This is a genomic window from Clostridium intestinale DSM 6191, from assembly GCF_900130055.1.
Taxonomy (GTDB): Bacteria; Bacillota; Clostridia; order Clostridiales; family Clostridiaceae; genus Clostridium_T; species Clostridium_T intestinale.
Genome location: NZ_FQXU01000020.1, coordinates 24,043 through 40,036, shown reverse-complemented (window position 1 = coordinate 40,036; position 15,994 = coordinate 24,043). Strand labels below are relative to the sequence as shown.

General features: G+C 30.8%; 17 protein-coding genes. 2 read left to right on the top strand and 15 right to left on the bottom strand.

Annotation, left to right across the window (positions count from 1 at the left end; genetic code table 11):
• Positions 1-120: 120 nt before the first annotated feature.
• Complete coding sequence (locus BUA92_RS21310) at positions 121-327, top strand: TOBE domain-containing protein (protein ID WP_073022665.1); 207 nt, start codon at positions 121-123, stop codon at positions 325-327.
• Between the two features lie 83 nt (positions 328-410).
• Here BUA92_RS21310 and BUA92_RS21305 read toward each other — a convergent pair whose 3' ends face one another.
• From BUA92_RS21305 to BUA92_RS21270, 8 genes are all read right to left on the bottom strand, one after another.
• Entirely contained in the window at positions 411-965 is a 555-nt protein-coding gene (locus tag BUA92_RS21305; protein WP_073022664.1) for a pyridoxamine 5'-phosphate oxidase family protein, read from the bottom strand.
• Positions 966-967: 2 nt separating this feature from the next.
• Positions 968-1,681 (bottom strand): type 1 glutamine amidotransferase, encoded by a 714-nt coding sequence (locus tag BUA92_RS21300; RefSeq protein ID WP_073022663.1) that lies wholly within the window; start codon positions 1,679-1,681, stop codon positions 968-970.
• A 25-nt stretch (positions 1,682-1,706) separates the two neighbouring features.
• Positions 1,707-2,138, bottom strand: coding sequence for a hypothetical protein (locus BUA92_RS21295; protein WP_073022662.1), 432 nt, complete (start codon positions 2,136-2,138; stop codon positions 1,707-1,709).
• 100 nt (positions 2,139-2,238) lie between these two features.
• Entirely contained in the window at positions 2,239-3,627 is a 1,389-nt protein-coding gene (anfK, locus tag BUA92_RS21290) for a Fe-only nitrogenase subunit beta (RefSeq protein WP_073022661.1), read from the bottom strand.
• A gap of 15 nt (positions 3,628-3,642) precedes the next feature.
• Positions 3,643-3,993, bottom strand: coding sequence for a Fe-only nitrogenase subunit delta (gene anfG, locus BUA92_RS21285; protein ID WP_073022660.1), 351 nt, complete (start codon positions 3,991-3,993; stop codon positions 3,643-3,645).
• Positions 3,994-4,014: 21 nt separating this feature from the next.
• Positions 4,015-5,577, bottom strand: a complete 1,563-nt coding sequence (gene anfD / locus BUA92_RS21280; RefSeq protein WP_073022659.1) for a nitrogenase iron-iron protein, alpha chain — start codon at positions 5,575-5,577, stop codon at positions 4,015-4,017.
• 97 nt (positions 5,578-5,674) lie between these two features.
• A complete protein-coding gene (nifH, locus tag BUA92_RS21275; RefSeq protein ID WP_073022658.1) occupies positions 5,675-6,502 on the bottom strand; it encodes a nitrogenase iron protein in 828 nt (275 codons plus the stop codon).
• 721 nt (positions 6,503-7,223) lie between these two features.
• Positions 7,224-7,829 (bottom strand): Fe-only nitrogenase accessory AnfO family protein, encoded by a 606-nt coding sequence (locus BUA92_RS21270; RefSeq protein WP_073022657.1) that lies wholly within the window; start codon positions 7,827-7,829, stop codon positions 7,224-7,226.
• Positions 7,830-8,116: 287 nt separating this feature from the next.
• Between BUA92_RS21270 and BUA92_RS21265 the strand changes: the two genes are divergently transcribed.
• Positions 8,117-9,085 (top strand): substrate-binding domain-containing protein, encoded by a 969-nt coding sequence (locus BUA92_RS21265; protein WP_073022656.1) that lies wholly within the window; start codon positions 8,117-8,119, stop codon positions 9,083-9,085.
• Between the two features lie 35 nt (positions 9,086-9,120).
• Here the strand turns inward: BUA92_RS21265 and BUA92_RS21260 are convergent, their stop codons facing one another.
• The 7 genes from BUA92_RS21260 to BUA92_RS21230 form a co-directional block, all read right to left on the bottom strand.
• On the bottom strand, positions 9,121-10,356 hold the full coding sequence (locus tag BUA92_RS21260; RefSeq protein ID WP_073022655.1) for an EAL domain-containing protein: 1,236 nt from the start codon (positions 10,354-10,356) through the stop codon (positions 9,121-9,123).
• Positions 10,357-10,635: 279 nt separating this feature from the next.
• On the bottom strand, positions 10,636-10,971 hold the full coding sequence (locus tag BUA92_RS21255) for a YnfA family protein (RefSeq protein WP_073022654.1): 336 nt from the start codon (positions 10,969-10,971) through the stop codon (positions 10,636-10,638).
• Between the two features lie 54 nt (positions 10,972-11,025).
• Entirely contained in the window at positions 11,026-11,208 is a 183-nt protein-coding gene (locus tag BUA92_RS21250) for a hypothetical protein (protein WP_073022653.1), read from the bottom strand.
• Between the two features lie 251 nt (positions 11,209-11,459).
• Positions 11,460-12,149, bottom strand: a complete 690-nt coding sequence (locus tag BUA92_RS21245) for a lytic transglycosylase domain-containing protein (protein WP_073022652.1) — start codon at positions 12,147-12,149, stop codon at positions 11,460-11,462.
• A gap of 40 nt (positions 12,150-12,189) precedes the next feature.
• Positions 12,190-14,196, bottom strand: a complete 2,007-nt coding sequence (locus BUA92_RS21240; RefSeq protein ID WP_073022651.1) for a triple tyrosine motif-containing protein — start codon at positions 14,194-14,196, stop codon at positions 12,190-12,192.
• A gap of 125 nt (positions 14,197-14,321) precedes the next feature.
• A complete protein-coding gene (locus BUA92_RS21235; RefSeq protein WP_083553622.1) occupies positions 14,322-15,491 on the bottom strand; it encodes a CapA family protein in 1,170 nt (389 codons plus the stop codon).
• 52 nt (positions 15,492-15,543) lie between these two features.
• Positions 15,544-15,993 carry a YaiI/YqxD family protein gene (locus tag BUA92_RS21230; protein ID WP_073022650.1) on the bottom strand — a complete coding sequence of 150 codons (450 nt, stop codon included), beginning with the start codon at positions 15,991-15,993 and terminating at the stop codon, positions 15,544-15,546.
• Position 15,994 lies beyond the last annotated feature (1 nt).

Genomic DNA, 15,994 nt, shown 5'->3' with positions numbered 1-15,994 from the left:
TTTCGACATACTTTTATCCTTCAACATGATAAAATCCTTAAAACACGACATCCAAATACTCTGCATAGTAATATTATACATATAATGTCGTGTAAAATTTCAAAGTAGGAGGACTTAAACATGAAACTTAGTGCTAGAAATCAATTAGTAGGTAAGGTTATTGAAATCAAAGAAGGTGCAGTTAATGCAAGTGTTACTGTAGATATTGGAGGTGGAAATATAATTAAATCTACAATATCTTTAGAAGCCGTAAAAGATCTTGAATTAAAAATCGGCTCTGATGTAACAGCTATAATAAAAGCTACTTCTGTTTTATTAGGCGTATAGCTTATCCATGGTACAAGAGCTCTATAGACTGTCTCTTGTACCTTTATATAATGTAACAATTCATTTCCAATCTTAACTATTCTCTAAATTTGATGCCTATGCATAGACTTATGCTTATCAAACATATTCTCCATATCTATTGGATTTTCTTTGGCTGTAAGGTCTTCTGGTATTATGCAATAAACAGCTACTGCATTATTATCTAAAGAGGAACGATATTTATCAACAAAATGCTTTGATAGAGGAGTTTTAAAAAAGTTAGGAACAAATTTATCTAAAAATTTTGTAAGGGCTTGAGTTTTTTCTTCTAAATCATCCACTAAAGTTGCTTTACCAAATACAACTACACTCAGATATGAAGTATCACATTTAGCTGGCATAGGATCTGTCACAGTTCCTAATTCCTCAAAAATAGTAAAACATACTGATGGATTTTCAGAAAGAAATCTATTCTTTTTCCCGCTGCCCATGCCATGAATATATATTTTTTCATTCCAATAAACATAATTTACTGGCAGCGCATATGGAATCCCCTCTTTAGTGCACATACTTAAGGTTCCCACTCTTTGCTCAGTTACAAAATTATTTATTTTGTCTTTATCATTGCAAATTCTTCTAGTATAACTTATTTTCTCCATAATCATTCCTCCAAATTTATATAATAAGACTCTAAATTATTTAAAAACTCATCCATAAAAAAATTAGCTGTTTCTATATACTCCATGTTTTCCTCAATTTGCTCAACAGTCTGTATATATGGTCCATCAATAATTTCTTCTGAACAGTTTTTAGTAAGCTCCAGTATACTTTCCTTACTACTTTCCATATGAAATTGAAATCCTATAACTCTATCCTTATATATAAAACCTTGATTTTTACAAGCTTCACTACTAGCTATACTTTTACACTCCTCTCCTAATGTGCTAAAAGTATCATTATGCCATTGAAAAACATAACTTGTCTCAGGGAAATTTTTAAATACAGGTAAACCTAACGCTTCGTCATTAAATTCAATAGGCAGCCATCCTATCTCTCCGTAAGGATTTTTTGTTACTTTACCATTTAAAACATCAGTTATTAATTGAGCACCTAAACATATACCTATAACAAATTTCCCCCTATCAATAGCCTTCTTAATAAACTTTTTTTCATCCTTTAGCCAAGGATATTTCTCTTCTTCATATATATTCATTGGGCCCCCCATAATAATAAGCCAATCAAAGTCATCAGTATTAGGAAGTTCCTCATAATTATATAAATGGGTACCTATAAGTTTATGCCCCTTCTCTCTTGCCCAATCTACTATTGTTGCAGGTGTTTCAAAAAATATATGCTGCAAGTAATGTATTTTCACTTTAATTCCTCCTAAAAATAAATATTCATTGCTTAAAAGCATCTCTCATTCTTTTTATTCTTTCAAAATCAAATAATTCGCTTGCATCTAAGCACATAGATAAAATGTTATCTGCATCAGAGTCCTTAGGATTTTCATAGTGATAGTTTTCTAAAGAACAGATATTAAATATTGAATCTAAGGATCTTATTTTTTGACTTAGTATTTCTGGAAAATCTACTAAAACTTCTGCTGTATCCATAAGAGATCCATAATTATGATTTTCTGGATTAAAGCCATATAAATTGCATAAAGCTATTAAATATCTCTCTAGAGCTACCGAGGAAATATTAAACACCACGCTAGCTGCTTGACCTTCTTCTAAGAATTGCTTGGCTCTTCTGTGATATCCCTTAGCAGCTTTATAATTTTCTTCAAAAGCTTCAAGATCTTTTTCTTTAAATAAATCTTTGCTCATATGCACTACACCTCCTTTTTTAGTAGTTCTGCCAGAGCCTGATTAAAATCATACTCTGGCAGAATAAAATTATTACTTATATATAAATCACTTTAAGACTTTACCACATTGCAAGTATCCATTCTTTATTTTTCTTAACTTCCATATCATTAAATATGATATTTGCCATTTCTTCAGCAAGCCACATAGCGCCTTCATATCCCATTACTGGATGACGAAAGTAACCTGCTCTATCAAATACAGGGAAACCAACTCTAAGCATAGGAATATTATTATCTATAGAAACAAATCTTCCTTTGGAATGCCCCATAATAAGATCAACTTCTAGTCCCTTATTCTTTATTCTATCTTCTAATTCCCATAAATCAGCATTTAAAACAATTTCCATATCAAAATTAACATTTTCTTGAAGACTCTTTATGCGAGGATCTTTAACATAGGTGGTATTATCATCTCCTAAAAGAAGAAGTACTGGTTTCATTTCTAAATCTAAACAGAATTCAGCAAGCCCTATTACTAAGTCTGGATGTCCATATATAGCCACCTTTTTACCTGCAAAAAACATGTGAGTTAAATCCGTAATAGTATCTAAAGCAATACCTCGTTCATGTGCTAAAGATTTCGGGATTGGTTTCCCAGTCATTTTACTTAGATTTTTTAAGAATATGTCAGTATTACGTATTCCTATAGGTGAAGGTCCTATTATAGCTGGAATCTCAAATTCATTTTCTAAATATTCTGCTGCCTTCCCCCCTTCATACCTATTAAGTGCTATTGTTCCAATGGCATTTGCAGTATCTTGAAGATCCTCTATTGTTGTTTCTCCATGAGAAACTGTATTTTCCTCCGGTATTAGAGGAGAATCAAAACTTTCTATTTCAAATAAAACATTTGCATCAATGTTCATTTCTGATAAAAGATGTTTTAATGTTTTTACATCTCCTGGATTAACCCATCCAGTGATTAGATTTATCTTTTCACTTTTTTCTCCTTTTTTAGCAAAATGCTTAACAAAGGCTTCAACTGCAACATCATATCCACTAACCTGACTGCCTTTAAAACTAGGAGTATGAACTGGAATTAGGTGAACTTCTCTCCCTGCATACTTTTCTTTAAGAAGACCATTATTAAGTTTTCTTATAACACCATCTATATCATCACCTATTACTTCTGTTGAACAAGTGGATATTATAGGGATTACTTTTACATCTGGATATCTCATTAAAAGTACATCCACGCCCTCTTCTACACGATTAAGTGCTCCAAATACAGCACCATCCTCATGTAATGATGAAGATGCAATTTCAAAACTTTCCTTAAAATGTTGTGAGAAAATTAAACGAACAAACATTACACAACCTTGTCCACCATGAACTAAGCCGATACAGTCTTTTACACCTATGCTAACATATTGTGCTCCTGCTGGTTGACAAGTAAATATAGGATTGATAACACCAACACGCTCTTTGGTTATTACTTCACATGACATAATTCCACATCCTTTCTAGTAACGTGGGTCTTTAAGCTCTGCATTTAGAGACCCTGTAATTGTTAAAAAATCGATACGTTCTTTAAGTTCTTTCATTAAGCTTTTTATATCCTCTTTTTCCATGTCATTTATCCATGTAAAATTTTCTTTATAAGCATCAGCTAAACAAACTGCGTCTACCCAATAACATTTATCTGCTGGAGTTTCTTTTTCCACAGGTTCTCCACATAATAATTGCATTGTTTTTGTTAATATTCCTTCATTTTGTCTTTCTCTATCCCAAACACGTGAATGGAATTGCCAAAGACAATTTTTCATAATATAATCTGTAAGCTGATTTAGTTGAGTTTTACCTTGATCTATCATAAATATCAACACCTCCAATTATTATGAATTAGCAGCTTTTTTAGTTCTTTCAAATTCAGGATATTCCTTGGTTCTAAACTGTGAAACACTGTCATAATTCCCTGTATATTCTCTTAATGTAGTTGAGTTCTTAACTTCTTCACTTAAATCTTTATCTGATATCAAGTTTGGTGTTAAGAAATTAGTATCAGCTATTTCATCTTTAGTTATATCAACTAAAGCTAACTGATGAACTGGTGAATATATAGCATTATATATATCACGAGCAAATCTTACCCAACCTTCAAATCCTTTATAAGGTCCATTATGGTATGCATGAGCATTTAAATATGGAACCCCAACCTTTTTTGCAAATTCTCCTGGTCTTTTACCTGTAAATATAACATCTGGTTTTAATGTTCTCATAGCTTCTAAGGATTCTAATTCATTAGGATCATCTATTGCCAAAGCTCCAGATTCACATCTAGCTATTCCTTTTTCCATATCTCCTTGATGTCCGAATTTAGTATATACAGATACAACTTCAACACCCATTTCCTCATGAATAGCATGAGCCCAGTGCCATAACTTAGATCCACCTGGCCATAAACAAACCTTTTTACCTTTTAGACGTTCCTTATACCAATCAAGTTCTGGCTTCCATCTAGCAACCTCTTCGTCTATTATGGCTTGGGCCCTATCTTCTATACCAAAAAATAATCCAATTTTTCTTAAAGAATCCGCTAATGCCTTAAATCCAAATCCATCTATATCAAGTCTTGGTATTCCATACCTTTGTCTTAATTCATTACATATATATTCTGCTGAACGAGCACATTCAAGCACATTTAAATGAGCTAAATGCATTCCTCTTAAATTATCATAAGATCCATTCCCAGTGAAGGTTGAAAGAATTTGAATACCCATTCTTTTAAAGTAATCTTGCATAACCTCTTGGTCACCTTGAATATTGTATTCACCAACATAATTAATAACGTAGTCACTTGTTATTTCTGGCTCATATGTTCCAACCTTATTATTCACCCATCCTATATTTATTTTGTGATGTCCACCAGATTGGCTAGGACCAGCAAATCCTGGAGAATTACAAACAAATATGTCCACATCAGGCATCTCTTCCATTACATCTTTTGCAACAGCTTCTATGTCATCTCCTATAAGGGCAGTACCACAAGTCTGATAAATTGTCATTCTCTTTATATTAGGGAAGGCTTTAAAGGCTTCCTTAATATTATCTCTTAATACTTTTTCGGCTCCAAAAACTATATGTTTTTCTTTTACATCTGTTGCAAAGGTGTTTTTTATTTGAAAATTGTCATTATCACTTATATATCTTTTTGTCTGCCAAGTATCATAAGTACATCCTATTGGCCCATGGCTCATATGAATAACATCTTTCATTGGAGTTCCTATAACGTGTTTTGCACCACAATAAGCACATCCACGTTCAGATATTGTACCTGGTATTGTATTAAGATACCCCAATGGAAGAGCATCACTTAAATCTTCCCCTTCGCCTTTTATAACAGCGTGTTTTTCTCTTTCTGGAATACATTCACTACATTTAAACAAATGATGCGGCATAAATTTCTCCTCCTCTATCTAACATTTTTTAATTTCAAGACTTATATTTTTAGTTTATAAGTCCTGAAATTTTATGATAATATTATCAAACAAATAATTAATCTGTTATTCCGTATTTAACAACCATAGCCTCTAATTCATCCATTTGGAGTGGTGTAGGTATAACAAAATTTTGATTTTCAATGATCTTACGTGCTAACTCTCCATACTCTTTAGCTTGATTACAAGTATCGTCAAATTCTACAACCGTTTTTTTATTGAACTCTGCTTTTTGAACGATGTTATCTCTAGGCATAAAATGTATCATCTGAGTTCCTATAGCAGCAGTAAACTCTTCTAAAAATTCTCTTTCCCTATCAACCATACGACTGTTACATATTATTCCACCTAATCTTACTCCACTTTGTTTTGCATATTTCACTAATCCCTTACAAATATTATTAGCTGCATATATAGCCATCATTTCACCAGATGCAACTATATAAACTTCTTGAGCCTTACCGTCACGTATTGGCATTGCAAAACCTCCACATACAACATCACCAAGAACATCAAAGAAAACAAAATCTAGATCTTCAGTATATGCACCATTTTTCTCCATAAGATCTATTGCAGTTATAACTCCACGACCAGCACATCCAACTCCTGGTTCAGGTCCACCTGATTCAACACAACGAATTCCATGGAACCCTTCCTTAACTACTCTATCAACAGTTATCTTTTCTTCTCCTTCATCACGAAGCATATCCATTAAAGTTTTTTGATTCATACCACCTAAAATAAGTCTAGTTGAATCAGCTTTGGGGTCGCATCCATGTATAAATATTTTTTTATCATAAAAATGAGCCATAGCTCCAGCTGTATTCTGTTGAGTTGTTGATTTACCGATTCCACCTTTTCCATATATAGCGATTTTTCTTGTCATATTATTCTCTCCTCTCAAATAAACAAACTTTTCAAAATCCATATTTCATTTAAATTCATTAAACTTATTATTGCTTATTTAAAATTCTTGAAATACCCTAATTAAATCGTTATAATAAAATTAGGCGAATTAAATAAGCTTGATGTCACAAGTAAATAAGATTAGCCATACTTCATAGATATTCGTGGTATCTATGAAGTTTTATTTTTGTCTAAAAAACCATCACAATGTCCTATTATTGATCATCCCCCTCCTAAATAAAAATTAGCATTTCATAAAGCATAAAGTTTATCAATTTTAAGCCACCCAAGAAGTCATATTATTTAGAAATTAAACTTTAAAACATTCGTGGTGTTATAAAGTTTGAAAATCTACAAAATTAATTAAATTTATATACCTATAGTAAAATTAATATAGGTATAACACAATAATTGATAAATTCTAAAAACTTTTTTAACACATTTATAAATACAAGTCTTTTTGAGTTCGTTTTCTATACGAATTTATCATTGTACGTACATTAATATTTCATTATTAATACCCAAGTTTTTAAAATGCCCATATGTATTTGTTCTAATTTATATATAAATCCACTATTTCACTTTTTTATAACCAAATTCACACAAATTCATATATGTTCAATAAACTAATTTATTTTCTTTAATAAAAAAGAAACTATCATAAATTATTTTGACAGTTTCTTATGCTATATCTAAATATCCTAATTATGATATACTGTAACCTCAATTCCTTTATTGCTTTCTTCTTGATTAAAAGATAAATTTAAATTATCAAATTCTGACTTAAACCAACGTGGAATATGATCACAGAATATTTTCAAATTTTTAAAGGAGCTGTTTCTTAAAAAAGGAAGCAATATCTTTTTAGATGTAGTTTTCTCATCATTTTCTATGGCTTTTTTCAAATCAATAAAGTAACATCCATCTCCCATATCAATAGGTAACATATTAGGCACTACCTCCGGAGTACTAATTGCTATTTCCTTCTCTTTTTCATAAATATAATCTAAAAATTCTTCAGGTGCTCCACTCATTCTCCACATATTAAAATTGTATCCATCTAAAAAAGTAAATAGCATTCCCTTAATTTCTAGTGCAGCAAAATTCCTGCACTCACCAAGATCTTCGAGTATTTCAGCCATCATTTTATGCAAAGCCACTGTACTAGATTGATTATTTATCCTATACGAAAGCTCTTTTTCAACTTCCCAGGCACCACTACTATCTTTAGAATAAACTTTAATAATGCCATCTTCAAGGGAAGATATACTTTTTTCATATTCATTCACTAATACTGCTATTTTCATCCTTATCCCTCCATATAATTTAATAGTTAACCTTATAAAAATTTTAATCCCTCTATTGTATTCCTACAACAATAGCAAGCTATTGTCCTGCTTTTTTATATATTAATAATTACTCACACAATTTACTCGTTTTCTATATTAATTCAATCATTTATCTTAATAACAATTTCCATATTTATAACATAATAAATTTATAACTTAGCTTGTTTTACTTTTCATCAATGTAACTTATAATATACTTTAAGTAACTGATTTTACTATTTTATTTTGAAAGGTGGATAAACTTTATGACTGAAAATAGATCACTTTCTACAAAAGAAGCCGCTGATATTCTTGGTGTTTCAAAAAATACAGTTTATGAATTTATAAAAAGAGGTGAATTACCCTCTTATCGTGTAGGTAGAAAAGTTCGTATTGATTTAAATGATATTGAGTATTATAAAAATAAAAGCAGATCTAATAAAGTTCATACCACCGAATTTCAATCTACTTCTAATGTTTCTTACGAAAAAACTTCACCTAAAAATCTTCATAATACTTCAAAATTAAAGGATGGTTTTATAATCTGCGGGCAAGATATGATATTAGATATTTTGACAAGATATTTAGATATGCATCCTAATGGCACTCAAGCTTTTAGATATTACACAGGGAGCTATAACGGCTTAGTAGAACTCTATAAGGGAAATGTTACAGTAGCCTCAGCTCATTTGTGGGATGGAGAAACTAAAAAATATAACATACCTTATGTCAGAAGATTACTTCCAGGCATTCCTTGCATAATAATACACTTAGTTTGCCGCATGGAAGGTTTTTATGTAGCGAAAGGCAATCCCAAAAATATAACTTCTTGGAGTGATTTGACTAAATCTAATATTAAAATGGTAAATAGAGAGCGTGGTTGCGGCGTTAGAGTTCTTATTGATGAACACTTAAGAAATCTAAATATACCTTCTAAATCTATTCAAGGATATGAACAAGAGGAGTTATCACATCTTGCTATTGCAAGTGCTGTAGCTAGAGGTGCTGCAGATGTAGGTATAGGAAATGAAAAAACTGCTCTTCAAGTAGATGGTATTGAATTTATACCAATACAAAAAGAAAATTATGATTTAATAATTAAAAAGGAAGATCTCGATAATCCTGTCTTTCAAACTCTCATAGACATAATTAATTCAAAGGAATTTAAACTAGAAATTCAAGGAATTGGTGGCTATGATATTTCTGAAACTGGTAAAATAATTGCTGAAATTTAAAATACTCTCCATACCAAATTGGTATGGAGAGTATTTTAAATATATATACTATCTGGATTTAAATCTAAACATAATATATATTTTTTATTCTCAATATTTTTAAATATACAAGACATAGTTACACACAAACTTCCTGTCGCAACTGAGATATACGGCTCCGTCATATATTTACTTAATTTCATTATCTTTAAAAAATAATAATATTTTTTAAAAGAATGATTTTCACCCTTTTTAGATGAATGAAATATCAAACTCTTATGCTTTAGAAAGTGATTGTATGTTGTGGCTGAATCCGATACTTGAATTCCTCTAGAATCAAGTATATATAAACACTCAAATATTCTATAATTATTAACTATATCTAATAAAGTAAAATCAAATCTTTTTTCTTCAGCTAAAGAAAGTTTGTGCAATACTTCTTTTATAACTATTTCATATTCTACTAGCTTATTTTTTTCATCATTCACTTTACCAGTCATATAATCCGAATAATTATTAGAAATTTTTTTTATTGAATAATTAGAATTTTTTAATATGCCAGATGATATAGGCTGTGCCTTTGAAAAATAGAATCCTTGTAGCATATCTGCACCAAGTTCCATAACTTTTAAGGCTTCCTCTTCATTCTCTACTCCCTCAGCTGCAACTGTTGCACCTAAATTTTTTGAAAGGCTCACCAAAGATTTAAACACCTCTTGTTTATAATAATCTAGGTGGATATCCCTTACAATTACTCCGTCAATTTTCACAATATCAGGTTGCGCGATTGCAATCCTATCTAAGTTAGAGTGCCCTGACCCAACATCATCTAATGCTATTAAAAATCCATAACTTCTATAAGAATCCACAAATCTTTTTAAAGCCTCTACGTCACTAACTTTAGATTCAACAAACTCTAAAACTACACTCTCAGGCCTTATTTGACATTCCTGAACCAAATTTATCAAAAATCCTGACCCTACAGTTTCGTTAGTCATAGTTGATATATCAATATTCATAAAAAGCAATAAGTCCTTATTCTTTTTATAAATATCTTTAAACCCTTCTGCAACCTTTTCTCTACATATCCTATCTAACTGAACATTTAGTTTTTCTTTTGATGCCTTTTTAAATAGAGTAAGTGGATCTATTAATTCATTTTCAAAAACACCTCTACTTAACCCTTCTAATCCGATAACTGTTTTTTTTCTTATTGATACAATAGGTTGATAATGTACTTCAATGTCTTTTTGTTCTATTATATTTTCTAATACATCTAATTTTATATCCATATTATCATCTCCCTTAAAGCATTGTATACAATAAACCCCAGTCCTACACTTATACTACTTTTATTTATAAAAATCCCATGATAATATGATACTTCAAATTTAAAATTCTTCAATTATAAACTGCTTCAAAATAGAAAAATTGATATATTTCTAATGTAAACGGCTTATTAAGTTTATATATTATGAAATTAACTAAATTTATCACATATAACTATTTTTTTCACAGTGTCCGAATTTAATTTCTAGGTGTAAAGAACTTAATTACGTGGTGTAGAGAATTTAATTACGAGGTGCGTAAATTATTATAAGGGCTCCTACTAAGGCTATTGCTCCTCCAATCAAATCAAATTTATCTGGAACTACCTTATCAACCTTCCATCCCCATAATATAGATAAAACAATAAATATTCCTCCATATGTTGCATACACTCTTCCAAAATTAGAGTTTGGAGGCTGTAATGTTGGTATGACTCCATACAAAATTAATACTACGGCTCCAGCTACTCCATATAAAAAGCTTCTCCCCTCACGAAGCCATAACCATACAAGGTAACCCCCGCCAATCTCAAATACACCTGCCACTATAAAATAGAATATTGATTTTATAAATTCCAAGCTAGCTCCCTCATTTCTGTAATTTAATATCTAATATTCTATCATTTATCCTCTCTAAAATCCGCCTTTTTCTTTGATATGTTCATAATAATGTCTTATAGCTTCATCGATTAATATATTATATCTAATATTTATGTTAGGATGAATTAATTTCAATTCTATTATCATTTCTGCTGTGGATCTTCTGATATTAAAGGTCTTTTTTACATCAAAAGGCTCATTTTCATTTTTATTCATGCTCTCAACCTCTCTTTCTTTAACTCTAATACTATATGGTTTTAAAGCTAAGATAATGAATAAAAATTGTACCTAATTATCTAAGTATCACCGTACTCCCATAACTACGGTAATAATTAAGTAATTAGATACTTAAGTAATTAGTTAATTAAATACTTAGATAATCAAGTAATTAGTTGTTTAGATAATTATCTAATTATTTGTGCAATAAAAAATGGCTAGTACAATAATTTGTACTAGCCTAATAGCCTTTAAGATATTCCATTTCTATAATAATTCGTTACTTTAACTACATAATTTCTTGTTTCTGCTGGCATCTTGTATAAATCGCTTGGTGAGGTTACTCCTCTTTTTGCCATGGTTCCTTCCCCTGCGTTATATCCCATCAAAGCCATATCTAAATTTCCATATCTATCTAGAAGTTTTTTAAGCATTTGAGTACCAACATTTATGTTACCTTCAATATCATATGGATTTGATAGTCCATATGCTTCTGAATTAAATGGCATAAGCTGCATAAGTCCTTGTGCTCCAGCGCTTGAAACTACCTTAGGATTAAAATCAGATTCTTGCTTTATAACTGCTCTAATTAAGTTTTCATCTACACCATACTTTTGAGAAGCACTTTTTACTGCTGTTTCTATTCTAAGTCTTGTAGCATCAGTTCCCTTATAGGATGAATCTACCCCTTGACTTAAATATGATTTTAAGTTTAAAGTGTTCAAATCACTTAATGAACTACTGCTTCCACCTATGGATTCTCCAAGCTGATTTCCTAATAATCCACTAAGTATACTTTGACTATCGCTACTGCTACTATCCATACTTTGTAATAATCCTTGAAGTATTATGTCAAAGGACTGACTATTTCCCATTGATTGCTTTAGTATGGATGACATCATGGTCATAGCTAACATTTGTTCTGTATTCTCTATTTTCATATGCATCTCTCCATATTTTTTATAGTTATTTATCGTCTAGTTATTCTGAAACTTTAAATTCAATGATGTCATAATCCTCATAGGCATTTTTTTTATAATAACTTTTTGTTAAAACTAATATCTTAAATTGACCTGCTACGAAAGGTCTAAAGCTATAATATGACTTTTTGCTATAACTTTGAGTCCTAACCCAATTCCCTCTTTCCATTATATAAAACTCATAACATACATCTTTTCCACCCTTACATTCAACATTAAAGTTAATTTCATCTTGTAACTTGAAGTTAATGTTATTAGAAATTATCTTTGTTCCAGTAATTGGTGCAGAGTCGTTTATATATATGTGGAACTCTTTTTTGGTGTCATATTCACCTTGGCATTTTATGTTTTTGGCATAAAGTTCAAAGGTATATTTCCCAGGAATTTTAGGTGTCAATTTCAACTTTTTATTTTTAATAAAACCTGTCTCTTCAACTACATGTCCATTTATTTTTGTGATGTAATTAATGAGGGTTGATTGACTATTTTGAACTATTGCCTCGAGCTCAACATCATCTCCAACCATGTAGAACTCCTTTGATGGCAACAAAATATAATCTATCTTACCAGGTATATAAGTTATTATATCAAAGTACACTACACTATGACAATCATATTCCTTAGGAGAATATTTATCCTTTACACGTATTTCCATTTCATACTCTCCAGATTCCTCTGGAGTAAAGTTAACCCAATTTGCTGTTCCATAATTTACTTTTTCTATTTCTTTTTTGTTTTTAAAAACTGTAAATGAATATTTTAGTGATGATCCACCTTCAGCTAACACTTTTATGTTTATAGGTACTCCAACTAAATAATTGCTATCTTTGTCCATAACTACATCTGTAATCTTAATTGTTCTGGCACTTTTTCTATCTATAAAATATTCCATAGCTACAGTGTCTTCATAGTCACCTTCAAAACTTGCATCTTTTACATAAAGGGTTATTTTGTATTCTCCCTCTGATTTACTCTTCCATAAATATGTTGAGTTCTTTATAAATCCAGAGTCTTCCCCATAAGTTCCATCTATCTTAAATCTATATAATAAATTTTTTCCACCTTCTACAAAAGCTCTTAATAAAATAGCTGCTCCATTTACTTGAGGTGAAGCTAAATCTGTTGTGAAGCTTTTTATTAATATAGGTTTATAGGCTTTTATTGTATAAACCATTAAGGCTCTATCATCATGTTCCTTGTTTGAATATATATCTTTTGCTAAACAAAGAAGTTTGTATTCGCCTGGTTCTTGCTCTGAAAAGCTCACTATTGTTTTGGAGGAATAATCTTGAATACATAAAGCTTTTCCCTCTTCATTGATTTTTACAAACTTATAAAGCATTGTGGAGGTTTCTTCACCCTTAGATTCAACCTGAAAATTTAACTCTTCCCCACATAATAAGTCTTGAGTTAAACATCTAAAGTTTGATATTTCAACCTTTGCTCTTGGATTTACCTTATATTTTACTGAATAAAAATCGTCGAAGTTATTTTCTGATGCTGGCTCCTTGGCCTCTATTAATATCTCTTGATTTCCTTCTTCACTAGCAGTAAAAATCAAGCTATTTTCTGGTGAATAGTCTTTTATAAGCTCCCAGCCTCTTTGTCCACTTTTCCAGAATCTAAATAATACAGGTCTTTTAGAACTTTCTATTTCTATACTTATTTTTTCTCCCACCTGTAACTCGTGAGAATTAACAAATACATTTTTAATTATTTTTTCTTCTTCTTCCCCAACTAAAATTTCACCCTTACATAAATAATCAAAGGGTTTTGAGCTATCTTTCTTTTTGCCTTGAACCATGAAAATATAGCTGCCGTTTTCCGTGGGAATCCATTTATATACTGATTCAGATGAAAATTCTCTTAAGGTTGTCCATATTCCGAAATTACCTAAAATGAACTTGTATTCTAGCTTTTCATCCGTATTGTTTTCAACTTGTATTTCAACTTCTTCTTCCTTACTAATAGGATTTTCTCTATTAAACTTTAACAAAATCTCATCCATTCTCATTCGCTCCTCAAATATATTTACCCAAGAGTATTATACCATTATTTGCTACAAAATGAATTGTTTAAAAGAGAGTTTTTAACGAAGAAAAACTCTCTTTTATGACATATTAGTGTTAAATTTTATTGTATCTGAAAAAATTCGTCTTTTATCTCTCCATTAAGTGTTGGAGATAATTCATTTAAAAATTTTAATAAGTTTGTTTTATTTTGATCCTTCATAGGAGTTGGTCTATAATCATTTTTGTTATTTACTGAAGATACCGAACAAGGTATCACTTTAAAACTGGTTTGCTCTAATTTTCCGTTTGTGAAATTAAGTTTTGCTTGTAATATGAAAGTTCTCTTATCTGTAGGATTATTGTTTCCTCCAAAACAGAAGTTACCAAAACTATATACTATAAGTTTTCCCTTATAGTTTTCTAAGGTTTGAACTACATGAGGATGTGATCCTAATACTAAGTCAGCCCCACTATCTATAGCATATCTTCCTATATTAACTTGAACATCATAGGGTTTATATTGTCCTTCTATTCCCCAATGGAAGTATGGAATTACTACTTCGCAGCCACTATTTTTAAGTTCAGCTATATCTGCTTTTATCTTATCTCTTAGCTCCTTAGTATCACTCCAAGCTTGATAACCTAAAAATCCAAACTTTATTCCCTTTATCTCTTTAACTATTTTATATCCTTCTCCAGCTATGTCTACCTTAGCACCTTTTAGCACTTCTATTGTGTCATTAAAGCCTTGCTGTCCATAATCATATATGTGATTGTTAGCAACTGTGACACCTTCTATACTGCCAGAGGTAAGTATATTTACGTAATCCTTAGGTCCTTTAAAATGATAATAAGGAGGAGCTCCCTTATCCTTTTTAGCCGTTGCATCAGTAAAGGTGGTTTCAAGATTTACAAAAGTATAATCATCCTTAGAAAATATATCATATACGTTTTGATAAAAATAAGCGTAGTTTTTTCCTGTGGTGTTAAATACAGCAGGTAGAGTTTCTCCTGAAAACTTTGTATCTGTTCCTAAAGTTGAGTCTCCAGCTGCAGATATTATAACTTCTTCTTTCACATCTTGTTTTACTGGTTCAACTGGTTTTTCATTTTGAGTTGTATCTTCTTCAGGTGTCTTATCTTGATTTTTAGAAATGTTTTTTTCAAGAATGTTTTTAGATATTACAAATGCAGTTGGAATTATAATTAATAGCAATCCTATTATGAGAACTACTGATAATATTCTCTTTCTCTTTTTTCTTCTTCTCTTTTTTATGTTTTCTCTTCTCAAATCACAATACTCCTTTTCAAAAAAAGCTATGTAGATTGTTTTACTACACAGCTTATATTTTAGTCTGGACAATATTTTGAACTATATTCCTTAGAGCCCTATATAAATTATCGTCATCTTCTTTGGTTCTCTTTTTGTGGTTTGTGGTTTTTCCTCCACCTCTTCTAACTTTTGCTGATATATGCCTTTCCATAAGTAGTCTATCTATATTGTCTTTATTATATACCATTCCTTTTGGATTTACAGGTATGGCTTCCTTAGCTAATATCATAGATGCCAATCCATAATCTCCTGTAACTACAACATCGCCTTTTTTAGTCACATTAGCTAAAAATATATCCACAGATTGAAATCCGCTATCTAGATATTTAACCTCTCCATACTCTAAAGTTATACTATGATGAATATCACAATATAAGAACAAGGGAATTTGAAATTCCCTTGCAACTTTCTCTATGATTTTTCTTCCTGGACAGCCATCGCCGTCAATCAGAATTCTCATA